Here is a 21,868-nt window from a genome sequence, read left to right as displayed (position 1 = left end):
GTCACACGTTTGCTGGGGGGGCTGCCGTGAACGGAGTCTGATCAGCCGCCGGCAACGGCGGGCACGATGCTCACCTCGTCGCCGTCGGCGAGGGCCGTGGCCTGGTTGTCCAGGAAGCGGATGTCCTCGCTGTTCACGTAGACGTTGAGGAAGCGCCGCAGCTTGCCGCTCTCGTCGGTGAGCCTGGCAAGGATGCCGGGGAAACGTCCTTCCAGAGCCTCGAGCAGCCCGTCGACGCTGGTGGCCTCGAGCTCGACGCTGGATTGATCCGCGGTGAACTTCTGCAGGGGAGTGGGGATCAGAACCTGTATCGCCATGGCGTTGGGGAGAGCGGCGGAGCCGCAGGAAATGGGACGTGGGTGGATGGGAGGTGGCGCAATGGCTCAGGCGCCGATCGGCTCCCAGCTGGCGCGGTGCAGCGACTGGGCCCGCTCCCAGGCGGCATTGAAGCTGGCGAGCTGGGGTTCGATGGTGTGGGGTTCGCCCACCGAGGAAGCCACGGCTTCGGTGGTCTTGAGGCCGTTGCCGGTGATGTAGGCCACTGTGGTTTCACCTGGGTCGATCTTGCCCTGCTCCACAAGCTTCTTGAGCACCGCGATCGTGGTGCCGCCGGCGGTTTCGGTGAAGACACCCTCGGTTTCGGCCAGCAGTTTGATGCCGTCGATAATCTCCTGGTCACTCACCGCCGCGATCGTGCCTTTGGTGCGGTTGGCCAGGTCGATGGCGTAGGGGCCATCGGCCGGGTTGCCGATGGCGATCGACTTGGCGATCGTGTTGGGCTTCACCGGGGTGATGAAGTCGCGGCCCTCGGCAAAGGCCTGGGCGATCGGGCTGCAACCTTCGGCCTGGGCGCCGCTGAAGCGCACGGGCTTTTCATCGACAAGGCCCACCTTGATGAACTCCTCGAAGCCCTTGCGGATCTTGGTGAAGAGGGAACCGGAGGCCAGGGGGGCCACGATGTGATCAGGCAGTTGCCAGCCCAGCTGCTCGATCACCTCATAGCCGAGAGTCTTGGAGCCCTCTGAGTAATAGGGGCGCAGGTTGATGTTCACGAAGCCCCAGCCGTAGGTGTTGGCCACCTCGGAGCAGAGGCGGTTCACCTGGTCGTAGTTGCCCTTCACCGCCATCAGGGTGGGGTTGTAGATGAGGGTGCCGAGCACCTTGCCCATCTCCAGATCGCTGGGTATGAAGACGCAGCACTCCATGCCGGCGTGGGCGGCGATGGCGGCTGTGGAGTTGGCCAGGTTGCCGGTGGAGGCGCAGCTCACTGTGGTGAAGCCGAGTTCGCGGGCCCGGGTGAGTGCCACAGAAACCACCCGATCCTTGAAGGAGAGCGTTGGCATATTGACGCCGTCATTCTTGATATAGAGGTTCCTGAGGCCGAGGCGGCGGGCCAGCCGGTTGGCCTTGAGCAGAGGGGTGAAGCCGGTGCCCACATCGATCGGATCTCCCTCGATCGGCAGGAATTCGCGGTAACGCCAGATGGAGGTGGGGCCGGCTTCGATCGAGGCCCGGCTGACCCGGTTGCGGATGGCGTCGTAGTCGTAGACGACCTCCAGCGGGCCAAAGCAGACGTCTTCACAGACGTGGCGGGCGCTTGCTTCATAAGGGTGGCCGCATTCCTTGCAGCGCAGGCCCGTGAAGGTGGAGCGGGAGAGGGTGGCGGTCAAGGCCCGACAACAGCTGTTTGTGCAAGCTAGCAGCGCCGGATAGAAGCTTCCATTAAAGCCGACCTGCGGGGTCGGGTATTGGAATCGACTGGTGCTCACTGCGATCAAGGCAGGAGCGGGCGTGGTTGCCGGCCGCTGTCTAGCCTCATGCCGTGGTCTCCCGTCTCCCGCGCCTGCTGTCGCTGCCTGCAGCCCTGGCTGTGCTGGCGCTCGTCCCTCTGACACTGGTGCTGATCTCCAGGCTGGGCCTTGAGCTCGACTGGTTTGCCCAGTTCGGCTTCGAATCGGTGCTGTGGCGCCGCTGGTGGCTGCAGATCGGGGCGTTCCTGCTGGTGATGGGGCTGGGGGTTCCGCTGCAGTTGCGGCAGCTGCAGCGCTGCTGGCGCCTGCGCAGCGCCGGTGCCACCAAGGTGATGCCGCGCCTGACCTTGCTGCGGCTCGAGCCCCTGCCCATGGTGCTGGTGTTGGCGGTCCTGGAGTTGCTCCTGGCCGCCGGGCTCACCTACCTGATCGTTCAGGCGTGGGGACTGATCAGCGCCCCTTTCAGTGGCGAGATCTTCAGTGGCTTCCGCGTGCTGGCCGACCTGCCGCTGCCGCTGCTGCTCGCCATGGCCGCCGGACTGCTCCTGCCGCTGCTGGTCAAGCCCCTGCCGACCCTGCAGCTGGTGCTGGTGGCCGCCCTGGCCGGATCAGCCACCGCCCTGGCGCGGGGCTGGAGCCTGTGGTTGCCGGCCCTGCTGGCGGTGCCATTCGGGGAAGGGGATCCGCTCACGGGGTTCGACATCAGCTTCACGGTCCTGCGCCTGCCGGCGCTGCATCTGCTGCTGAGCATCCTTCTGGCCCAGGGGATTGTGGGGTTTGCCGCCTGCCTCTGGCTCACCTTCACAGAGGGATCCAGCCTGAGTGATCTGCGCTTCGTGGGCCTGAGCCGTGACCAGCAGGCCGTGCTCAAGCCCCAGCTCGCGGTTCTCTGCCTGCTGGCCGCCTTCAGCACCGCCCTTGCCCCCTTTGATCTGATGGTGCGGGGCAGCGGCGTGGCCTCCGGCGCGGGATTCGTCGATCTGCACGTGCGCCTGCCGTTGCGGCTGCTGCTCGCCGCCTTGCTGGTGCTTACCGCCTTGGGTCTGCTCGCCTCGGTGCGGCGCCACTGGCTGCGGCGGGTCGCGCTGGTTCCCCTGCTGGCCACGGTGGCGCTGGTGCCGATCACCGAGTTCCTGGTGGCTCCGCTGGTCCAGCGCTTTGTGGTGCAGCCACGGGAGCTGGTGATGGAGGCGCCTTACATCAAGCGCAGCATCCGCGGCACACGCCGGGCCTTCGGACTGGGGGCGATCCAGGAGGGCACCCTCAATCCAGAACAGCAGCTCACCCCTGGCGATCTGGAAGCGGCGCCGGGAACCCTGGCCAACATCCGTCTGTGGGACAGCCGGCCGTTGCTGGCCGCCAACAGGCAGCTGCAGCAGTTGCGTCTCTACTACACCTTCCCCTCAGCAGCGGTGGACCGCTACCCGATGCTCGGGGATCCACTCCGCCGCGGCTCGCAGCAGGTGTTGATCGCGGCCCGGGAACTCGACAGCGGCGCCCTGCCGGCAGGTTCGCGCACCTGGCTGAATCGTCATCTCGTCTTCACCCACGGCTACGGCTTCACCGTCTCGCCGGTCAACGTCTTCGGCCCTGATGGCCTGCCGCTGTTCTTCGTCAAGGACCTGGGCCGCAGCGGCCGGGTGCAGGGCATCCCCAAGCTGGGCGTCAGTGATGCCGCGGCGGTGAAGTCTCTGCCAGTGGGGGAACCACGCCTCTACTACGCCTCGGCGCCGGCTCCCTACGTGATCGCCCCCACCAACGTGCAGGAGTTCGACTTCCCCGACGGGGAACTGAACGTCTACACCCATTTCTCTGGGCGGCTCGGGATCCGGCTCGACACCTCCTGGCAACGGTTCAAGGCGGCCGTCTATCTGCGCGAACCGCGGATGCTGTTCAGCGGTTCGTTCACGCCCGACTCGCTGCTGCTGATCCGCAGGCAGGTGAACGAACGGTTGGAGGCTCTGGCGCCATTCCTGCACTTCGAGGCCGAGCCTTATCTGGTCACGGCGCGGTTGGAGGGCTCGCCTGGCTTTGAGCCCTCCCAGCATCAGTACTGGATGCTCGACGGGTTCACCACCAGCCGCAGCTATCCCTACAGCGACGCCAATGCCAAGGGCATCCGCTACTTCCGCAACCCGGTGAAGGCGGTGGTGGACGCTCACGACGGGCGCCTGTGGCTCTACGTGAACGATCCCACCGATCCGGTGCTGCGCACCTGGCAGCGGGCGTTTCCAGAGCTCTTCCGCCCGCTGCAGGAGATGCCGGCCGCGCTGCTCAGCCACATCCGTGTGCCGCTCAGCCAGTTCGCGATCCAGTCGGAGCGTCTGCTGAGGTACCACGTCACCGATGTGCGCACCTTCTACAGCGGTGATGACGTCTGGTCGATCCCGCTTGAGGTCTACGGCTCCAGCAACGTGCCTGTGGAGCCGTATCACGCCACCCTGCAGTTGCCAGGAAAGGAGCGGCCGGAATTCGTGCTGCTGATTCCATTCTCGCCGGTGCGCCGCACCAACCTGGTGGGCTGGCTGGCGGCGCGCAACGATCCGCCCCATTACGGCGAACTGGTGCTGGTGCGCTTCCCGCAGCAGAGGCTGCTGCTGGGTCCTCAGCAGATTTCTGCCCTGATCGAGCAGGATCCACTGATCAGCTTCCAGTTCGGTCTGTGGAACCGCACGGGCTCCCAGCTGCTTCGCGGCAATCTGCTGCTGCTCCCTGTGGGCAAGGGGCTGCTTTATGTGGAGCCGATCTATCTGCAGTCGAAGAGCAACGACCTGCCCACCTTGGTGCGGGTGGTGGTCACCGACGGACGCCGCTTCGTGATGGAGCGTGATCTCAACACGGCACTGGAGAAGCTGGTCTCCGGCGAGGAGAGTATGCCTGAACTGCCGACAGGCGAAATCGGGCCCGTTGTGCCCGGTCCGCTGGCTCTCCCTGGCCTGCCAGCGTTCACACCGGTGCCCTGAGCAGACATGAAAAAAGGGAGCCTTTGGGGCTCCCTGGATCGGGTGCGAACGCGTGTGTGGGTTGAGCCTAAGAAAGACTCAGACGGATACAGCGGTCTTGGGATCGAGGGCGCCCTTGGCGTAGAGAGCGGCGTAGTAGTTGATGTTCTGCTGCTTGATCTTGCTGGCCTGGCCGGCACACCAGAACTGCTGGTAGCGATCAAGGCACACCTTCTTCATGTAGGCCCGGGCCGGCTTGTTGAAGTGGCGGGGGTCGAAGTTGGCGGGATCCTTGAAGGCGGCTTCACGCACAGCGGCGGTGAAGGCCAGACGGTTGTCGGTGTCGATGTTGATCTTGCGGACGCCATTCCTGATGCCGTTCTGGATCTCTTCCACCGGCACGCCATAGGTTTCGGGGATGGCACCGCCGTACTTGTTGATCATGTCGAGCCATTCCTGGGGCACGGAGCTGGAGCCGTGCATCACCAGGTGGGTGTTGGGTATCGCCTTGTGGATCTCGGCAATGCGGGAAATGGCCAGCACTTCGCCGGTGGGCTTGCGGGTGAACTTGTAGGCGCCGTGGCTGGTGCCGATGGCGATCGCCAGGGCATCCACCTTGGTTTTGGCGACGAAGTCGGCGGCTTCGGCAGGATCGGTGAGCAGCTGCTCGCGCGAGAGCGCACCTTCGAACCCGTGGCCGTCTTCGGCTTCACCCTTGCCGGTTTCCAGCGATCCGAGGCAACCGAGCTCGCCTTCAACGCTCACGCCGATGGCATGGGCCACATCCACCACTTCCTTGGTGACGGCCACGTTGTAGTCGTAGCTGGCTGGGGTCTTGGCGTCGGCTTCCAGTGATCCATCCATCATCACGGAGGTGAAGCCATTGGCGGCGGCACCGAAGCAGGTGGCCGGGCTGTTGCCGTGGTCCTGGTGCATCACCACCGGGATGTCTGGATAGGTTTCGGTGGCGGCGATGATCAGGTGACGCAGGAAAATCTCACCGGCGTACTGGCGTGCTCCGCGTGAGGCCTGCAGGATCACCGGGCTGTCGGTTTCGTAGGCCGCCTCCATGATCGACTGGACCTGCTCCAGGTTGTTGACGTTGAAAGCTGGAATGCCATAGCCGTTCTCAGCGGCGTGGTCGAGGAGCAGCCGAAGCGGAACGAGGGCCATGGGAAAAACCTCTGGAGGTTGGGTGGGTGATGCGTCAGGTTCGGCCCCGGAGGACCGGATCACCGGCGTCGGGACCTTGACGCGGGCTGGAAATAATCTAGTCGATCCCCTGAAAATGAGGTCCCAGCGGCCTCGGCTTCAGGCTCAGCTGCCGAGGTTCTGGCGCATGCCGCTGGCAGCGGACTCGAGGGCGAGGTCGCAGCAGAGCTGGCTGCGTTCTCCTTCCGCCAGGCCCGGCAGCATGGGGCGTCCTTCGCGCACGCTGTCGCTCCACCAGCCCTGCAGGCGCGCCACCGGGGCGATGCGGCCGTCGGCCCAGGTGCGGCCAAAGGCCAGGGCTGGATCCGCCGGTACCGGCTGAAGCTGCTCACCAGGCCGGGCCAGCCAGAGGTGGAAGCCGTGCACATAGTCGGCCTGGTTGTCGCTGCCCAGGATCAGCGTCGCCTCGCTGCCATGGAACTCAAGCCAGCAGCCCCGGCCGGAGCGGGTGACCGAAGCGAGGCTGAGCTGGGCTGGCACCGACGCCCCTGAGGATGTTTCGAGCTCAAGCTGAAGCAGGGCCACATCGTCGGCGTCGACTACTCCTGATCTCTCAGGGCTTGAGGGCAGAGGACGCTGGTGGATGGCGGTGGAGAGGCTGGCGCTCAGCTGGCGCACCGGCCCCACCAACCACTCCAGGCTGTCGAAGGCATGGGTGCCGAGGGAGCCGAGCACACCGCCACCTTCAGAGCGTTGGGACGCCCAGCTGAAGGCCCTGCCGGGATCGGCGCGGCTGCTCATCAGCCAGTCGAAGCGCACCAGCCAGGGGTCCCCCAGCACTCCCTGGCTCAGCAGCGCCTTCAGCTGCTGGAAGACCGGCACAGCGCGGTACTCGAAATCCACCGCCACGCTGAGGCCCCGCTCGATCGCCAGCCGCCTCAGCGCCCGGACCTGGGCCACCTCCAAGGCGACGGGTTTCTCCAGCAGCAGATGCTTGCCGGCTTCCAGGGCGGCCCGGGCCAGCTCGAAGCGGGGACCTGGCGTGGTGGCGATCACCAAAGCTTCCACGGCAGGATCCGCCAGCAGCGCTGCAAAGTCGCTGTGGCCCGGCAACTCAGCTGCCCGGCAGGCGGCCTCCAGGCGTTCGGCTCTTGGGTGCCAGAGGGCCACCGGCTCCGTGCCCGGGCAGGCCCGCAAGGCGGGCAGGTGCACCTTCTCTCCGAAGCCGAGGCCGGCCACGGCGACCTGGAGTGGCTGATTCATGGGGGGTTCAGTGGATCAACGGGATGCCAGCAGCTCGGTGCCGGCCGCGCAGGCCTGATCGAGTACATCGCTGATCAGAGAATCGCCGCCCGTGGGCTGCCACTCGGCTTTGAATCGGGGCAAGCCGTTCACGGAAGTGTCGCGGTAGAGCCCCTGATCGCAGTCGAGCTCCATCACGTAGAGCTGGCCTTGATCTTCGGAGGCCGGCTGGAAGCGGGTGAGCACCGAAAGCTCACCGCCACGGCTGAGGCGCAGGCTGCCCGTGTCCCACCACTGGCGGCCTGCCGGGCTCTCTGGCACCTCCTGCCAGTTCACCGGACCCGCCCAGGCAGTGGCAGGCCCTGCCGCCAGGCTGATCGCCAGCAGTGCCACCGCCACCACAGCGGCCCGGAGAAAACGCCGCAGTCCGTTCTTCATGCCGCTACAGGAACGCTGACGCCGTGCAGTCTCAACAGGCTGGCGAGAGTGCTGCGCAGTCGGGTTCGCGGCACGATCAGATCCACGAAGCCATGCTCCTGCAGGTATTCGGCGGTCTGGAAGCCTTCCGGCAGTTTTTCGCGCAGGGTCTGCTCGATCACCCGGCGCCCGGCAAAGCCGATCAGCGCCTTGGGCTCGGCCAGGATCAGATCACCAAGCATGGCGAAGCTGGCCGTGACCCCGCCGGTGGTGGGGTGGGTGAGCAGGGGGATGTAGAGCAGATTCTGCTGGCGGTGGCGTTGCAGGGCACCTGAGATCTTGGCCATCTGCATCAGGCTGAGCATCCCCTCCTGCATGCGGGCGCCGCCGGAGGCGCAGACGATCATCAGAGGCTGGCGGAGTTCGGTGGCCTGCTCGATCAGCCGGGTGAGCTTTTCGCCCACCACGGAGCCCATCGAGCCCCCCATGAAGCGGAAATCCATCACCCCGAGGGAGAGAGGCAGGCCCTCCAGGCGGCAGTGGCCGGTGACCACGGCATCACGCAGCCCAGTGGATTGCTGGGTGTCGCGCAAACGGTCGGCGTAGCTGCGACGGTCTTTGAAGGCGAGTGGATCAGTGGGGGCCAGCTCGGTGTCGATGGCTCTGAAGCTGCCCTCATCGGCGATCACCCGGATGCGGGCATCGCTGTCGATGCGGTGGTGGTACGAGCAGCCACTGCAGACGCTGGCGTTGGCAATCAGATCCTTGCGGTACACCACCAGCCCGCATTCCGGGCACTTGCTCCACAGCCCGTCCCCATCGTCGACTTCCTGGGTGGCGCGCACGACCGGATTGGCTTTGCGGCGATCGGCGAACCAGTCGAACAGGGACACGGGATTGGACCTGGCAACGGAGCGGTGAAACCATTAAAGGGTGGCGCCCCACCGGCTCCATTGCTGCAGCCACCAGCCCTCCCCCACCAGCCAGACCGCCACGCCACCAAGAGCGAGAAAGGGGCCGAAGGGAAAGGGTTGGGAGGGCCCGAGCCGGCCGCTCAGGCGGCCGAGCACTCCCAGGGCAGCTCCGCTGAAGACCGCCAGGGCCACCGCCAGACCCAGGCCCGTGAGTCCGAGCCACGCTCCCAGCAGGGCGGTCAGCTTGGCGTCGCCCAGCCCCAGGGCCGGTTTGCCCAGCAACTTTTCCGCCAGGGCACTGAGCCCCTCGAAGCCGAGCAGGCCGAGGCAGGCGGCGAGCAGGTGGTTGAAGAGCAGAGCCCGCGAAACCGCCTCCGACTGGCTGAGGCCGGCGGCGAGCGTGACTCCCAGACCCAGCAGCAGACCCCAGCGGCAGAGGGGTTCCGGCAGCCAGAGGTGGTCACAGTCGATCAGCACCAGCGGAATCAGCCAGCTGATCAGCAGCCAGCCCGCACCGATCTGCAGCCAGGCCGGCGTCCCGGCCATGGGACTGGGGCTTGCCTGAAGGACCGCCACCCACAGCCCGGCGCAGAGCAGTTCCACCAGGGGGTAGCGGGGGGAGATCGGGCCCCGGCAGTTGCCGCAGCGACCCAGCAGCAGCAGCCAGCCCAGCACCGGCAGGTTCTGATACCAGGCCAGGGGCACTCCGCAGCGGGGGCAGTGGCTGGCGGGGAGCACCAGTGACTCCCGCCGCGGCAGCCTCCAGGCCACCACGTTGAGAAAGCTGCCGACGCACGCCCCAAGCAGGGCTACCAGCAGGGGGATCAGGAGATGGACGGCCGTGTCGGGCTCCACAGGCATGGCACTAGGACGCGGATGGCGTTGGCTCAGCCGCGCTGGGGATTGCGGAACGAGCGGGGTCGGCCGGCGCTGCGGCCACGGATCAGCTCCAGGGGGACGAACTGCTCATGCGGCAGCAGCACGGGTGCTTCAAATACCACCCGGCCAATTTCACCGTTGCTGTCGAGCACGATCCCGATCGGCTCCGCCCCCCCCGGGCATTGCTCCACATAGTGGAAGTAGACACGCCGGGCCTGTTTGATGACCACACCGCTGTTGATCTGATCCCAGCGCACCGGAGGATTGCCCGGATTGGAGGCCCCACGGATCTCGAAGGACGGCATGGTTGTCCTCCCTGAACCGGTGGAAGCCGACGGGGATACGGGGTCGAATGATGGAGGTGTGGCGAAGGTAATCGGCCTCAGCCATTCCGATCGGCCCCTGCAGCTTAATCGCTCAGGAGAGTTTGTTCTTCTCCTCGATCATGCGGTGAATGATCGGGGTGAGGATCAGCTCCATGGCGAAGCCCATCTTGCCGCCGTTGACCACGATGCTGGTGGGGCTCGACATGAAGGAGCCGTTGATCATCCGCAGCAGGTAGGAGAAATCGATGCCCCATTTCTCACGGGCTCCCTTGCGGAAGTGGATGATCACGAAGCTCTCATCCGGGGTGGGGATGTTGCGGCAGATGAACGGGTTCGAGGTGTCCACCGTGGGCACCCGCTGGAAGTTGATGTCGGTGCGGCTGAACTGCGGGCAGATGTGGTTGATGTAGTCGGGCATGCGGCGCAGGATCGTGTCTACGATCGTCTCGGCCGAATAACCCCGCTCTGCGTTGTCGCGGCTGATCTTCTGGATCCACTCCAGGTTGGCGATCGGCACCACGCCGATCAGCAGGTCCACCAGGGAAGCCACGTCGTAGCCGTCGCCCACCACACCGCCGTGGAGACCTTCGTAGAAGAGCAGGTCGGTGCCCGTGGGGATCGGCTCCCACGGGGTGAACTGGCCGGGCTCCAGCTCGGTGCCGAGCCGGGCGTTGTGTTCGGCGGCCTCCTCCACGGAGTGGAGGTAGTAGCGCTTCTGACCGCCACCGGTTTCGCCGTAGGACTTGAATTGCTCGGCGAGCTTGTCGAACAGGTTGGCCTCGGGGCCGAAGTGGGAGAAGTTGACCCCAGTTGCCTGGGCCTGTGCCATCTCCTCCTTCATCGGGCCGCGCTCGAAGCGGTGGAAGCTGTCACCTTCGACAACCGCTGGCTCGATCCCCTCTCGCTGGAAGATGTGCTCGAAGGCACGCTTGACGGTGCTGGTCCCTGCGCCCGAGGAACCGGTGACCGCTACAACCGGGTGACGCTTGGACATCGGCGCAGGGGGAGGAAGAGCGAAGGCGAGTTTGGCAGGTCGTCGGACCGGTGGCGCTCAGAGCTCCGCCAGAAGCTGCTCGCCCATGGCCGCGCAGCCGAGCTGGGTGCAGCCTTCCGCCATCAGGTCGCCCGTGCGGTAGCCGGCGCTGAGCACCCGGTCGACCGCCGCTTCCAGCTCGCTGGCGGCCACCTCCTGTTTCAGGCCCACCCGCAACATCATCGCGGCGGAGAGCACCATCGCCATCGGGTTGGCCAGGTCAGCCCCGGCGATGTCGGGGGCGGAGCCGTGCACCGGCTCGAACAGCCCGGGACCCTCGGCACCCAGCGAAGCGGAGGGCAGCATGCCGATCGAGCCGGTGAGCATCGCCGCCTCGTCGCTGAGGATGTCACCGAAGAGGTTGCCGGTGAGCAGCACATCGAACTGGCGGGGTGAGCGCACCAGCTGCATCGCCGCGTTGTCGACGTAGAGGTGGCTGAGCTCCACCTGGGGGAATTCAGCGGCGATCGCCTCCACCCGGTCGCGCCAGAGCTGGCTGACATCGAGCACATTGGCCTTGTCGACGCTGCAGAGTCTGCTGCTGCGCTCACTCGCCAGCTGGAAGGCCACCCGCGCGATGCGGTCGATTTCAAAGTCGCTGTAGACCATCGTGTTGAAGGCCCGTACATGGCCATCGGCCACCACCCGTCCCTTGGGGGTGCCGAAGTAGATGCCGCCGGTGAGTTCACGCACCACCAGCAGATCCACCCCGGTGATCACCTCGGGCCGCAGGGTGCTGGCTCCGATCAGGGCTGGAATGATCTTCACCGGCCGCAGGTTGGCGAACAGGCCCAGGCCCGACCTGAGGCCCAGCAGGCCGGTTTCAGGCCGCTGCTCCCGGGGCAGGGCATCGAAGCGGGGACTGCCGATCGCCGCCAGCAGCACGGCGTCTGAGCTGCGGCAGGCCGCCAGGGTGGTCTCCGGCAGCGGCACACCCGTGCGGTCGATCGCGTCGCCGCCGATGGGCTGCTCGTCGTAGACGAGGCTGAAGCCATGGCGCGCGCTCACCGCATCGAGCAGGCGCGTTGCCACGGCTGTGATTTCCGGTCCGATGCCGTCGCCGGGGAGCAGGGTGATCCGGTAGCTGGTCATCGTGGAGGAAGCGCTGGGCGCGAGGCTACTTCTGCAGCTGGCGCAGAGTCTTTGCCATTTCCGGCAGCTTGTTGAAAGCGGCGGAGCAGCGCAGCCACAACCGGTTGGGGATGGCCGGGTAGCCGCTCACCACCTCGCCGGCGGCCACCTCCCCGTGGATCCCCGACTTGGAGGAAGCGATGGCGCGATCGCCGATCCTGGCCCGGTTAGCCACTCCCACCTGTCCGGCCAGGATCACCCCATCGCCGAGGGTGGCGCCGCCGGCGATGCCCACCTGGGAAGCCAGGGCACAGCCTCTGCCGGTGACCACTCCATGGCCGATCTGCACCAGGTTGTCGATCTTGGTGCCGGCGCCGATGCGGGTTTCACCCACAGAGGGCCGATCGATGGTGGTGCCACAGCCCACCTCCACCGCCTCCTCCAGCACCACCAGGCCGGTCTGGGGCATCTTGCGCCAGCCGCTGGCGGTGGGCACGAAGCCGAACCCCTCCGAGCCCACCACCGCGGTGGAGTGCACGACACAGCCACGGCCCAGGCGGCTGCCGGGGTGCAGCACCGCATTGGCGTGAATTTCACAGCCCTCCGCCAGCTGAACGTCGTCGTAGAGCACGGCACCGGCGTGGAGGGTGGAGCCAGCGCCGATCACGCAGCCTTCCCCCACCACAACGTGAGCGCCGATGTGCACGTCAGGGCCAATGCTGGCCCCCAGTGCGATCACGGCGCTGGGGTGGATGCCCGGCGGCAGCCGGCGGGGTGGATACAGGGCCTCCAGGGCTTCAGCGAAGCCCAGCCGCGGATTCTTCAGGGCCACCCAGGCGATGCCGCGGGCACTGGCGAGCTCCTGCAGGGCGGCATCCGGCGGCAACAGCAGCGCGCCGGCTGAGCAGGTTTCGAGGGATGCGGCCAGGCTGTGGCCTGGCTCGAGAAAGGCCAGCTCCGTCGCAGCGGCCCGGTCGACGGCCGCCGCTGTGATCAGGTCGGGATCAGCGGCCAGGTCCCTGGGGCTGCCCTCGCTCAACTCGCTCAGGTGGGTGAGCAAGGTGCTGAAGCGCATTCCAGGGATCGCGGCCGGCGGCCGGATCGTAGGGCGGCTCCTCAGCCCCGGACCGCCGCCGGCGTGGTGAGCACCAGGTGGTCGCGGTGAACAACGGCATCACCGGCGCCATGCTCAAGGGTGGTCTCGGCCGCCTGGCTGCGCAGCCCCAGCACCTGGGCCACTTCGGTGCTGCTGAGGGCACAGAGACCGCGGCCGATCTCCCGCCCCTCCAGCGACAGCAGCCGCACGGCATCCCGGCGCTCGAACTCCCCGTTGACGGCACGGATGCCCACCGCCAGCAGAGACGCACCCCGCTCGATCAGGGCACGCTCGGCACCCGGGTCGATCAGCAGCTCCCCCTTGGGCAGAAGGGCATGGGCCAGCCAGCCCTTGCGGTCGGGCAGGGGGCTGGGGCTGGGGCGGAAGAGGGTGCCGAGACGTTCGCCGGCCAGCAGGGCTTCGAGCACCGCTGGATCGCGGCCGTCGGCCAGGCGCACGGAGATACCGCTGGACGTGGCGATGCGGGCTGCGGCCAGCTTGGTGGTCATGCCGCCGGTGCCCCAGCTGCCGCCACCCTGGGCTACGCCGCTGAGGCGCTCCAGCTCCAGAAGATCCCGCACTTCCTCGATCGGCCTGGCACTGCTGTCGCTGCGGGGATCACCCGAATAGAGCCGATCCACATCGGTGAGAAGCACCAGCTCATCGGCTCCGATCGCGACCGCCACCAGGGCCGAGAGGGTGTCGTTGTCGCCGAAGCGCAGCTCATCGGTGGCGAGGGTGTCGTTCTCGTTGACCACGGGCACCACGCCCCAGCTCAGCAGTTGCTCGAGGGTGCGGCAAGCATTCTGGTAGCGGCGGCGGGAGGCCAGGTCGCCGCGGGTGAGCAGCACCTGGGCAACAGTGGTGTCGTGCTGGGCGAAGGCCGTTTCGTAGAGGCGCATCAGCCGACCCTGGCCCACGGCGGCGGCCGCCTGAAGGGCCACCACATCTTCCGGGCGCTCGCCGAAGCCCAGGGCATGGCAGCCCAGACCAACCGCTCCGCTGGTGACCAGGGCGATGGCCTCACCCTGCTGGCGCCTGCGGCTGAGGCTGGCGGCCAGACCTGCGATCACCGCTTCGGTGTCGCGCTGGCCCGTGCCACGCAGCAGGCTGGTGCCCACCTTGATCACACGGCGTGTCGGGGGCGTAGTAGGCGTCATCGGCTCAACTCGGTGCCCACCAGCCGTGCCAGACGCACCTCCAGGCGCTGCACGCGATCCTGCTGACAGGGTCGACCCTCCGGACCGATGGGCTTCACCAGCACGGTGAACAGACCGAGGCGATTGCCCACCAGGACATCGGTGAAGAGGCGATCACCGGCAAGGGCCACCTGCGCGGGGGGAAGGTCGAGGTCGGCCAGCACCCGGCGCAGGGCGCTGCGGCGAGGTTTGCCCGCCGAGGTGGTGAAGGGCAGATCGAGGCGTTGGGCCACCGAGCCGATCCTTCGCCGCGAGGGGTTGTTGCTGAACAGATGCAGCCGCAGACGTTCCTTGGCCTGCCGCAGCCATGCCTCCATCAGCGGGGGCATCTCGGACTGGCGGCGGGGGAGCAGGGTGCGGTCCACGTCCAGAACCAGGGCGCGGATTCCGCGATCGAGCAGGTTCTCCAGCGGCATCTGGGCCAGGGTCGTGCTCAGCATCCAGTCAGGGCGCAACAGCTGCTGGAGCTTCACCCAACGCTCTCCCGATCGTCGAGCTCGGCCTCGATGCGCGGCTGCACCCGCTCGAATTCCTCGCCTTCCACCAGCACGGCTTCGTTGTTCTCCATGCGGGCCACCACGAAGAAGGGATCAAGGGGGATGTAAAGCCCGTATTCCCGGTCTTCGGCGCGGAACTGGATCAGCATCTCGTAGAGATCGGTCTCCTCGTCGCCATCGCCTTCGCCCTGAAGGTCGTCCTCCAGATCCTCAGGGTCCGGTTCTTCCAGTTCACCGCTCACGGTGAGGGTCACCGCCGAGCGCACCAGGGTCAGGTCGTGCTCCTGCAGCACCACATCGGCCACGGTGAGGATCGACTCGGCGGCATCAACCTCTTCGACCACCTCGTCCTCCTCGTCGTCGCCCTCGGCGATGCGCACAAGGCACACCGGGGTGTCCACCGGGGTCAGCAGGGCGTAGTCGTGTCCATCGAGGGGGATCAGTTGCTCAAGAAAGCAGAGCAGCTGACGGTTCTGTCCATCACGAACGAGCACCGTGGGCACGTCACCGGATCCGCTGATCGACGGTCCTTCGGCACTCATGGGGAATCTGCGATTCCCATCAGAATGTCGTAGAGACTGCCGGCTGGTCGAGTCTCGGTGTCGCTGGGCTGACCGGACGGGCTTCGGGGCCTTCCCGCAGCCACTGCTCCAGCAGCAGGGCCGCCGCTGCACTGTCGAGCTGGCCGCTGCGATCTCCATGCAGCCCGCGACTCTCGCCCGCCTCCCAGCTGCTGCCGTGTTCATCCACCCAGGCCAGGGGCAATGCCAGAGCCTGGGCCAGGCGCTGGCCGTAGCGGCGGCAGTGCCTGGCCTGGACGGTGAGCTGCTGGCTGGCATCAAGGGGCAGGCCCACCACCAGGGCCTGCACACGCCGCTGGGCCACCAGGGGTCGCAGCCGCTCGAGATCAGCAGGGAAGGTCCCCCGGGCCAGGGGGGGCAGGGGGGTGACGGTCAGGCCGAGCGGGTCGCAGCCGGCCAGACCGATCCGCCGCCGGCCCACATCGAGTGCTAGCACCGAGCGGGGCGGCGGCGGCTGGCGGCTCAACGGTCGCTGCCGACGGACTGGGGGCAACCGAGGGATTGGGGGCCGTGGTGGCCGCCCACCCCCCGCTGCAGCGGGGTGGGAACAGGCCGGCGGCGGGGCTTGAAGGGGTCCAGCACGGTGTCGAGCCGCCAGGACTGGCGGCTGAGAACACGGGAGTCCTGGCGCCTCCAGACGCTTCGGGCCATCAGCAGTTCCTCCCCCTCCGCCACCGCGCCGAGGAGGCTCAGCCAGCGCTCGCGCTCGTGGTCGTCAGTGTCACTGCGCAGGCGCAGGGGCGAAAGTGCACCCGCCTGCTGTTGCACCAGACGAGCCAGGGCGGTGCCATGCAGGTGGGCCCAACCGGGGTGGAGGGTCACCTCAAGTTCCGCCGGACCGAGGCGGTGGCTGCGCAGCCGCCGCACAGCCGCCACAGCCTGCTGGCGGCTGGGGTCGACCCAAAGCAGCCCCTGCCCCTCGCTCTGATCAAGGACGTCTTCGATGCGGCGATCGAGCAGCTGACGCAACTGGGCCGGGCAGGTGGCCTGCTCCAGGTGCCAGAGCAGGGGGGCGCTGCGGCGGTTGAGGGGGCGCAGCTGCAGATCGTCACCGGGTGGCGCGGCCGCCGGCTGGCTGTTGCCTGCCATGGCCGGATCTGGCTCCCAGTACCAGAGGGTTTCCTGGAGCAGCGGTTGGAACCCCTGCTCCCGCAGCAGGGCCAGTCGATCCTGATGTCCTGTCGGAACCCTGGTGATCCAGCTGGAGGCCCCGGGGCAGCGGTGCAGAGCCTCGCGCAGCAGGGCTCCCTCCACCTGTCTGGCGGTGGGGGAGCCCGGCTCGCTGAGGGTTTCGCGGCAGAGCCGCAATTCCTCCACTCCCCAGCAACTGCCGCTGCGGTTGAGCCGCCGCACCACGCTCAGGCCCAGCAGGCGATCGCCGCCGCGGTGGGCCACCAGCACTTCAGGGGCCAGGGGTGGCCGCCGCACCAGGGTGCTCAGCAGCCGCTCCGGAGTCTGAAGCAGGAGGGCTTTCTGGAGCAGGGGTTGCAGATCGAGGACAGCGGCGTCCTGCAGGTGCGGCAGCATCCATCCCTGCAGGGGTTCAACCTGCACTTCATCGGGGGCGATGGGTGAATCACCTCCCGGGGAACGGGATGACGTGGGGTGACGCACGGAAGAACCGCTGATGACCAACTGTATCGGGGCGAGACAGGAGACCTGTGGCCTCAGGCCGGTCGCACCAGCACCAGGGGTGTGCGTTCGTTGGCGTTGCCGGCCGGGTTGGGACGCAGGGCACGCTTGAGCAGGTTCTCGTCGCAGCCCGCGCTCGAAGCCAGCACCTTGACCCGGCCGAGATCGTTGACGTCGACCACGGCCACAGGCACCCCCAGGGCCTGGGCCAGCTCCTGGCAGCTGCGTTCGGGCTGATCGGGACCGAGCACGATCGTCTGGTCGTAGGGGGGAGTGGTGCCGGTGATGTCGTCAATCAGCCGGGCCTGGTCACCGGCGAGGCGGTAGAAGCCGCCTTTGCTGCCGACCAGCTTCATCAGGCTGCCGGCCAGCCAGGCGCAGAGCACCCGCGCCGGCCCCACCGTGTCGATCAGGCTCTGCAGACCGCAGGCCGTGGCCAGGCTGCTGGTGGGATGGAAGACGCGGCAGAGCAGCCGGGCCAGGCCGGAGGGCTCCACCATCGACGGGTGTTGATAGCGGCCCTGGATCACCGCCAGGGGCGTTTCGCCGATGGTGAGGATGTCGCCGGGACGCAGCACCGGACCGGCGTAGCGGCGCAGCACTTCAGCGGGATCATCCAGCACCCCCAGCAGGTGGGTTGGCACCGGCAGCACCTGGCAGCCATCACCGTTGCGCCAGGCAGCGCTGGCCGGATCGAGCGGTGCGGGATGGCGAACCGGCACCAGGAAGCCCTGCCGGCGCTCCAGACGCCCGAATGGCCCGTAGTTCACCCAGATCACATCCAGCCAGAGGGTGTCGAGCAGCTCCTCCAGAAGGGTGTGGCGCTCTTTGGGGCCAGGTCCGCTCGCTCCGGCCGGCAGGCTGATGTTCACTGTGGCCTTGAGCTGGGTGCTCTTGTGCCCCTTGACGATGTAGGCCGCCCAGTAGCCGTCTGGCCGGCTCGGCTCATCGGGATGGTCGGCGACGACGGTGGTGCTCACCTGCAGGCTTGAGAGGTCCTGGCGGCCGAGCACGGTGGGGCGCAGCTGAAGTTCCGGCACCATCACCTCCATGCGGGCATGGGGGTTGTCGATCCGGAAGCTGCCCTCCAGCGTCACTGCTCCCTCGTTGCTCCAGCTGGTGGTCCAGGGGCCCGAACTCAGACGAAGGGGTGAGGCCGGCCGCAGGCGGTGGCGCAACTCCAGCCAGAGCAGGGTGAGGCCGATGAGCAGCGCAAGCAGGAGCAGCGCGCAGAGCGGTGGAGGCAGGATCGGCAAGGGGCAGGGGCGCCGGTTTTGCGGGAGCGTAGGTCGTGTCTGGCGCCAGGGGCTGGCGGGGTGGACACCGCTGCGGCCTAGGTTCACGGACTAGCCATTGCGGCGTGGGTGATGAAGAAGACCTTCGTTCTCGACACGAACGTGCTGCTGCACGATCCCCAGGCGATCACCCGCTTCGAAGACAACACGGTGGTGATTCCGATCGAGGTGGTCGAGGAAATTGACCGCTTCAAGCGCGATTCATCTGAGAAGGGCCGAAATGCGCGCCAGACCTCCCGTCTGCTCGATGAGCTGCGCAACAAGGGCAATCTCTCCGAAGGGGTGGAGATCGATCCCGAGCACCACGGCACGCTCAAGGTGGTGTTCTGCCGCAGCGAAACCCTCGCCCAACTGCCGCCGGAACTGAAGTCCGGGAACGGCGACAACAACATCCTGGCGGTGGCGCTCGAGCAGCGCCTCCAGGACGTGATGGGCAACCATCCCCCCGTGGTGCTGGTCACCAAGGACACCAACCTGCGCATCAAGGCCGATGCGGTGGGCCTGATCGCCCAGGACTACAGCACCGACAAGGTGGCGATCGCCGACCTTTACCCGGGCTTCTGCGAGTGGGTGGTCACGGCTGAGCAGATGGAGCAGCTGCACAGCCAGGGATCGCTGGCCCTGGAGGAGCTGCCGCCAGGTGTGCCGCCCCAGGCGCCGCTGGTGGCAAACGAAGGGGTGACCCTGGTGGATGCGTTGCAACCGCAGCACACGTTGCTGGCGCGGGTGGATGCTTCCGCCAGGGGTCTGCGGCCACTGCAGAAAGCAACGCGGATCAAGCTCGGGCGGGTGAGCCCCCGCAACCGGGAGCAGACCTTCGCTCTCGACCTGCTGCTGGATCCATCCATCAGCCTGGTGACCCTGGTGGGCAAGGCCGGCACCGGCAAGACCCTGCTGGCCCTTGCCGCCGGCCTGCATCAGGTGGCCGATGAGCACCTCTACGACCGCCTGCTGGTGACCCGGCCGGTGATCCCTCTGGGCAAGGACATCGGCTTCCTGCCCGGGGATCTCCAGGAGAAGATGGGTCCCTGGATGCAGCCGATCATCGACAACCTCGACTACCTGCTCGGTGGTGAGGATTCGTCCCAGGGGAGCATGCGCTCCAGCCGTGGTCCTCGCAGCAACTGGTCGGACCTTAAGGGCATGGGTCTGCTGGAGGTGGAGGCGATCACCTATATCCGCGGCCGCTCGATTCCCCGCCAGTACATGGTGGTGGATGAGGCCCAGAACCTCACGCCCCATGAGGTGAAGACGATCGTGACCCGTGTGGGGGAGGGCACGAAGATCGTGTTCACAGGCGATCCGTATCAGATCGACAACCCCTACGTGGATGCCGACAGCAACGGTCTCACCTGGCTGGTGGAGCGCTTCAAGGGGCAACGGCTGGCGGGCCACGTCACCCTGCTCAAGGGGGAACGCTCCGCCCTGGCGGAGCTGGCGGCGAACCTGCTCTGATGAGCTGCTACTACCCGCTGATCGGATTGCCTCACGGCATCACATCCAGCGTCTGCTACTCCTCCCACACCCTCAACCAGCGGGCGGGCTCCAGCAGCATTCCGCATCAGCACGCCGTGGATCTGGCTCTCTACGGCGTGTCGGCCGGCCGCTGGCAGCTGCGTGGTTGCCATCCGGTGGGAGCGCCGGGCGACGTGGTGGTGACCTCGGCCGAGCTGGGCCTTGCCCCTGGCGAGCTTGTGGTCTGCGTTCCGGTCGCCCGCGACACCGCGCTGGAGCCCAGCCCCACGGAACTGCCGTTGCCGCTCAGCAAGCGAATCGACCGTTCACCGGTGGCCGAACGCTGCAGCCTCAGTTTTGCCTGGCGCGGAATCAGCAGCGCCTACCAGGGGGAATATCCCGTGCGGATGGCCGAGCTGTCGCACGGCACCCTGGTGAGCTTCGATCCCCTGCTCCAGAGCGATCCGGCGGTGGGTACCAATCTGGTGTGCGTGGTGAACCTCTGCCGGCGGGTGGACGACGCGGTGCACAGCCTGGAGTGCTTCAACGCCGCGGCGCGCCGCTTGATTCGCGTCGTTCCCTACCGGAGCAACAGCTGCTGCCTGATCGAGCTCGATGCCGCCACGGCCGCAGCCGGGCCGCTGGTGTTCCGCTCCGCCGGTTCGGTGGGGATCCCGATCTTCCTGACGCTCTCGCGGCCGGATCTGCCGCCCTCGATGAGCGTGGAGCACACCCACCCTCCCACCGAACTGTTCTGGGAGCACGACCGGCTGCCGGGCAGCCGGCTCCTCAAGGCCAGCTGGCTGGGTGCGGCGCTGCGATGAGCTCCCGGCTCCGGACGGTGAAGGCTACGCTCGGGCGGATCCTCTATCGAGGCAGCCTCCCCTACACCGCCTTTCCCCGCGGGCTGGGCGGGGCCTCGATCTCCGATCAGTTCCTCTATCGCGGCGACATCGACGCCACCCGGTTCGTGGCCGAGAACACTCTCGCTCTGCTGCGCGGCGAGCCGGTGGAGGTGAGGCACCGGTTGCGGTTCTTCGATGTCCGGGGCCGGCATCTGCGCGACCTCGAGGTGTGCACGGACCGTACCTTCGAGACGATCGATCTCAGCCCGCTGAAGGAGATCAGCCCCCAGCTGGAGATGGCCACCTTCATCCACACCAGCGTCTACGAGGCGGCGAGCGAGCCTGAGCTGTTGCGGTTGCACCGGGGGTATTGCCAATACCGGAAAACGCCGGAATCGGTGTGGGCCAGCGTGCACGGAAACTTCGGCGGCATCGTCGCCCGGCCGGGCGAGAGCCCCGATCAGCACCAGCTGCTCGCCCGCCGCCGCCGGGCCTTCCTCTACACGCCCCAACACCGGTTCGAACCCAACAACCGCGCCACTCTTTACTTCATGAATGCCTGCCGCAGCGCCGAAACGGTGGAGGTACTGCTCACGCCTGCGCAACCCCACGCCAGGCTGCGGATCGAGCCGCTCGGTGTGGGCTGTTGCGTTTTGGAGGGGCATTCCGGTTATCTCAGCTTCCGCTCCCATCTGCCGATGTGCCGCCCGCAGGTGTTCATTGAAGACGAACGGCAGCCCCAGCACCTCGACGTGTTCCACACCTGAGAGCTGTGTGCATCGCTCCCGGCTAAGCCTTCCTTGGCGCGCACGTACAGGTGCATCTGCTGTGCACCCGCCGCGATCGGCACTTCCTTCACCACGAGGTAAGGCTGAGCCTTCACCAACTCGCTGAGTTTCCGGTAGCCGAAGTTGCGGGCGTCGAAGGAGGGGTCTTTCTTGACCAGGAGACTGCCCACCGTGCCTAGAGGCGCCCAGCCGTCTTCCTGCGTGACCGCAGCGATGGCGCCCAGGAGGAAGGGCCGCAGCGGCCCCTGCGTTGTGGGTTCCACCTTGGCGTTGCCCGAGGCCTTGCGCAGGATCTCGGTGTAGATGAATTTGTCGCAGGCGGCCACGAAGGGTTTGGGCGTCTTCTTCTCGCCGAAGCTGTACACCGCCAGCCCCGCCTCGCGGATGCGTGTGGCCAGGCGGGTGAAGTCGCTGTCGGAGGACACCAGGCAGAAGCCGTCCACCCGGCCGCCGTGCAGCAGATCCATCGCGTCGATGATCAGGGCCGAATCGGTGGCGTTCTTGCCGCTGGTGTAGCTGAACTGTTGCACCGGCTGGATCGCATGAACGTGCAGCACATCTTTCCAGCTGCCCAGTTGCGAGTGGTCCAATCGAGTTTTACTGATTTCATCCAGCAGACCCCTCGGGGCTAAGGCTGCGGCTGCCTTAGCCCACCCGTATGCGTTCAGGGGGCAGGACAGCTCGCAGCGAACATCGCTACGGCTGAACCCTTGACGTCGGCGTGATTCCCGATTGCATCTCAGGCAGAGACTG

General features: G+C 67.1%; 22 protein-coding genes. 4 read left to right on the top strand and 18 right to left on the bottom strand.

All coding sequences use genetic code 11. The features are described 5' to 3' along the window. Window positions 1–41: 41 nt before the first annotated feature. Window positions 42–317, bottom strand: a complete 276-nt coding sequence (locus tag CJZ82_RS14715; protein WP_094556518.1) for a MoaD/ThiS family protein — start codon at window positions 315–317, stop codon at window positions 42–44. A 66-nt stretch (window positions 318–383) separates the two neighbouring features. Then, window positions 384–1,670: a threonine synthase gene (gene thrC / locus CJZ82_RS14710; protein WP_094556517.1), complete on the bottom strand. Its 1,287-nt coding sequence runs from the start codon at window positions 1,668–1,670 to the stop codon at window positions 384–386. A 152-nt stretch (window positions 1,671–1,822) separates the two neighbouring features. Between thrC and CJZ82_RS14705 the strand changes: the two genes are divergently transcribed. Beyond that, on the top strand, window positions 1,823–4,714 hold the full coding sequence (locus CJZ82_RS14705; protein ID WP_094556516.1) for a UPF0182 family protein: 2,892 nt from the start codon (window positions 1,823–1,825) through the stop codon (window positions 4,712–4,714). 78 nt (window positions 4,715–4,792) lie between these two features. Here CJZ82_RS14705 and fba read toward each other — a convergent pair whose 3' ends face one another. From fba to CJZ82_RS14630, 15 genes are all read right to left on the bottom strand, one after another. Further along, a complete protein-coding gene (gene fba / locus CJZ82_RS14700; protein WP_094556515.1) occupies window positions 4,793–5,866 on the bottom strand; it encodes a class II fructose-bisphosphate aldolase in 1,074 nt (357 codons plus the stop codon). A gap of 144 nt (window positions 5,867–6,010) precedes the next feature. Continuing rightward, window positions 6,011–7,108 carry a Gfo/Idh/MocA family protein gene (locus tag CJZ82_RS14695; protein WP_094556514.1) on the bottom strand — a complete coding sequence of 366 codons (1,098 nt, stop codon included), beginning with the start codon at window positions 7,106–7,108 and terminating at the stop codon, window positions 6,011–6,013. Between the two features lie 15 nt (window positions 7,109–7,123). Then, a complete protein-coding gene (locus CJZ82_RS14690) occupies window positions 7,124–7,525 on the bottom strand; it encodes a hypothetical protein (protein ID WP_233130276.1) in 402 nt (133 codons plus the stop codon). Then, window positions 7,522–8,397 carry an acetyl-CoA carboxylase, carboxyltransferase subunit beta gene (accD, locus tag CJZ82_RS14685; RefSeq protein WP_094556513.1) on the bottom strand — a complete coding sequence of 292 codons (876 nt, stop codon included), beginning with the start codon at window positions 8,395–8,397 and terminating at the stop codon, window positions 7,522–7,524. The genes CJZ82_RS14690 and accD overlap by 4 nt, the downstream gene beginning before the upstream one ends. Before the next feature lie 33 nt (window positions 8,398–8,430). Then, window positions 8,431–9,279 (bottom strand): A24 family peptidase, encoded by an 849-nt coding sequence (locus tag CJZ82_RS14680; protein ID WP_094556512.1) that lies wholly within the window; start codon window positions 9,277–9,279, stop codon window positions 8,431–8,433. Window positions 9,280–9,305: 26 nt separating this feature from the next. Continuing rightward, on the bottom strand, window positions 9,306–9,602 hold the full coding sequence (locus tag CJZ82_RS14675; RefSeq protein WP_094556511.1) for a hypothetical protein: 297 nt from the start codon (window positions 9,600–9,602) through the stop codon (window positions 9,306–9,308). Window positions 9,603–9,714: 112 nt separating this feature from the next. Then, entirely contained in the window at window positions 9,715–10,617 is a 903-nt protein-coding gene (locus tag CJZ82_RS14670; protein ID WP_094556510.1) for a phosphoribulokinase, read from the bottom strand. A gap of 57 nt (window positions 10,618–10,674) precedes the next feature. Further along, the gene (gene leuB, locus CJZ82_RS14665; RefSeq protein WP_094556509.1) at window positions 10,675–11,748 is read right to left on the bottom strand and encodes a 3-isopropylmalate dehydrogenase; all 1,074 of its coding nucleotides are present in this window, start codon (window positions 11,746–11,748) and stop codon (window positions 10,675–10,677) included. 25 nt (window positions 11,749–11,773) lie between these two features. Continuing rightward, entirely contained in the window at window positions 11,774–12,802 is a 1,029-nt protein-coding gene (gene lpxD / locus CJZ82_RS14660) for a UDP-3-O-(3-hydroxymyristoyl)glucosamine N-acyltransferase (RefSeq protein ID WP_094556508.1), read from the bottom strand. 41 nt (window positions 12,803–12,843) lie between these two features. Continuing rightward, window positions 12,844–13,983 (bottom strand): glutamate 5-kinase, encoded by a 1,140-nt coding sequence (gene proB / locus CJZ82_RS14655; RefSeq protein ID WP_094556507.1) that lies wholly within the window; start codon window positions 13,981–13,983, stop codon window positions 12,844–12,846. Next, the gene (locus tag CJZ82_RS14650; RefSeq protein WP_233130275.1) at window positions 13,980–14,462 is read right to left on the bottom strand and encodes a YqeG family HAD IIIA-type phosphatase; all 483 of its coding nucleotides are present in this window, start codon (window positions 14,460–14,462) and stop codon (window positions 13,980–13,982) included. Before CJZ82_RS14650 ends, proB begins: the two co-directional genes overlap by 4 nt. A gap of 29 nt (window positions 14,463–14,491) precedes the next feature. After that, window positions 14,492–15,061, bottom strand: a complete 570-nt coding sequence (locus CJZ82_RS14645; protein ID WP_094556505.1) for a DUF3727 domain-containing protein — start codon at window positions 15,059–15,061, stop codon at window positions 14,492–14,494. A gap of 19 nt (window positions 15,062–15,080) precedes the next feature. Then, window positions 15,081–15,593, bottom strand: coding sequence for a Holliday junction resolvase RuvX (ruvX, locus tag CJZ82_RS14640; RefSeq protein WP_233130274.1), 513 nt, complete (start codon window positions 15,591–15,593; stop codon window positions 15,081–15,083). Further along, entirely contained in the window at window positions 15,563–16,654 is a 1,092-nt protein-coding gene (locus CJZ82_RS14635; RefSeq protein WP_198949801.1) for a hypothetical protein, read from the bottom strand. The genes ruvX and CJZ82_RS14635 overlap by 31 nt, the downstream gene beginning before the upstream one ends. Window positions 16,655–16,767: 113 nt before the next feature. Continuing rightward, window positions 16,768–17,988 (bottom strand): F420-0:Gamma-glutamyl ligase, encoded by a 1,221-nt coding sequence (locus CJZ82_RS14630; RefSeq protein ID WP_094556503.1) that lies wholly within the window; start codon window positions 17,986–17,988, stop codon window positions 16,768–16,770. A gap of 111 nt (window positions 17,989–18,099) precedes the next feature. On the opposite strand from CJZ82_RS14630, the gene CJZ82_RS14625 reads away from it, so the two are divergent. The 3 genes from CJZ82_RS14625 to CJZ82_RS14615 are packed head-to-tail and all read left to right on the top strand — an operon-like array spanning window position 18,100 to window position 21,094. Next, the gene (locus CJZ82_RS14625; protein ID WP_094556502.1) at window positions 18,100–19,482 is read left to right on the top strand and encodes a PhoH family protein; all 1,383 of its coding nucleotides are present in this window, start codon (window positions 18,100–18,102) and stop codon (window positions 19,480–19,482) included. Beyond that, window positions 19,482–20,306 carry a hypothetical protein gene (locus CJZ82_RS14620; RefSeq protein WP_094556501.1) on the top strand — a complete coding sequence of 275 codons (825 nt, stop codon included), beginning with the start codon at window positions 19,482–19,484 and terminating at the stop codon, window positions 20,304–20,306. Before CJZ82_RS14625 ends, CJZ82_RS14620 begins: the two co-directional genes overlap by 1 nt. Further along, on the top strand, window positions 20,303–21,094 hold the full coding sequence (locus tag CJZ82_RS14615) for a hypothetical protein (RefSeq protein WP_094556500.1): 792 nt from the start codon (window positions 20,303–20,305) through the stop codon (window positions 21,092–21,094). Before CJZ82_RS14620 ends, CJZ82_RS14615 begins: the two co-directional genes overlap by 4 nt. On the opposite strand, the gene CJZ82_RS14610 is transcribed toward CJZ82_RS14615, so the two are convergent. Then, on the bottom strand, window positions 20,998–21,645 hold the full coding sequence (locus CJZ82_RS14610; protein WP_233130273.1) for an NYN domain-containing protein: 648 nt from the start codon (window positions 21,643–21,645) through the stop codon (window positions 20,998–21,000). The two genes, CJZ82_RS14615 and CJZ82_RS14610, sit on opposite strands and share 97 nt — an antisense overlap. Window positions 21,646–21,868: the final 223 nt, after the last annotated feature.

Source organism: Synechococcus sp. 1G10, from assembly GCF_002252625.1.
In the GTDB taxonomy this organism is placed as follows: Bacteria; Cyanobacteriota; Cyanobacteriia; order PCC-6307; family Cyanobiaceae; genus Regnicoccus_A.
Note: the sequence above shows the minus strand (reverse complement) of the source record. Positions and strands in the feature narration are given on the sequence as shown.

Excerpts from the sequence above, each read along its gene's own strand:
- CJZ82_RS14715 (WP_094556518.1), bottom strand. The coding sequence starts at position 317 with ATGGCGATACAGGTTCTGATCCCCACTCCCCTGCAGAAGTTCACCGCG.
- fba (WP_094556515.1), bottom strand. The coding sequence starts at position 5,866 with ATGGCCCTCGTTCCGCTTCGGCTGCTCCTCGACCACGCCGCTGAGAAC.
- CJZ82_RS14695 (WP_094556514.1), bottom strand. The coding sequence starts at position 7,108 with ATGAATCAGCCACTCCAGGTCGCCGTGGCCGGCCTCGGCTTCGGAGAG.
- CJZ82_RS14690 (WP_233130276.1), bottom strand. The coding sequence starts at position 7,525 with ATGAAGAACGGACTGCGGCGTTTTCTCCGGGCCGCTGTGGTGGCGGTG.
- CJZ82_RS14680 (WP_094556512.1), bottom strand. The coding sequence starts at position 9,279 with ATGCCTGTGGAGCCCGACACGGCCGTCCATCTCCTGATCCCCCTGCTG.
- CJZ82_RS14675 (WP_094556511.1), bottom strand. The coding sequence starts at position 9,602 with ATGCCGTCCTTCGAGATCCGTGGGGCCTCCAATCCGGGCAATCCTCCG.
- CJZ82_RS14670 (WP_094556510.1), bottom strand. The coding sequence starts at position 10,617 with ATGTCCAAGCGTCACCCGGTTGTAGCGGTCACCGGTTCCTCGGGCGCA.
- leuB (WP_094556509.1), bottom strand. The coding sequence starts at position 11,748 with ATGACCAGCTACCGGATCACCCTGCTCCCCGGCGACGGCATCGGACCG.
- lpxD (WP_094556508.1), bottom strand. The coding sequence starts at position 12,802 with ATGCGCTTCAGCACCTTGCTCACCCACCTGAGCGAGTTGAGCGAGGGC.
- proB (WP_094556507.1), bottom strand. The coding sequence starts at position 13,983 with ATGACGCCTACTACGCCCCCGACACGCCGTGTGATCAAGGTGGGCACC.
- CJZ82_RS14650 (WP_233130275.1), bottom strand. The coding sequence starts at position 14,462 with ATGCTGAGCACGACCCTGGCCCAGATGCCGCTGGAGAACCTGCTCGAT.
- CJZ82_RS14645 (WP_094556505.1), bottom strand. The coding sequence starts at position 15,061 with ATGAGTGCCGAAGGACCGTCGATCAGCGGATCCGGTGACGTGCCCACG.
- CJZ82_RS14625 (WP_094556502.1), top strand. The coding sequence starts at position 18,100 with ATGAAGAAGACCTTCGTTCTCGACACGAACGTGCTGCTGCACGATCCC.
- CJZ82_RS14620 (WP_094556501.1), top strand. The coding sequence starts at position 19,482 with ATGAGCTGCTACTACCCGCTGATCGGATTGCCTCACGGCATCACATCC.
- CJZ82_RS14615 (WP_094556500.1), top strand. The coding sequence starts at position 20,303 with ATGAGCTCCCGGCTCCGGACGGTGAAGGCTACGCTCGGGCGGATCCTC.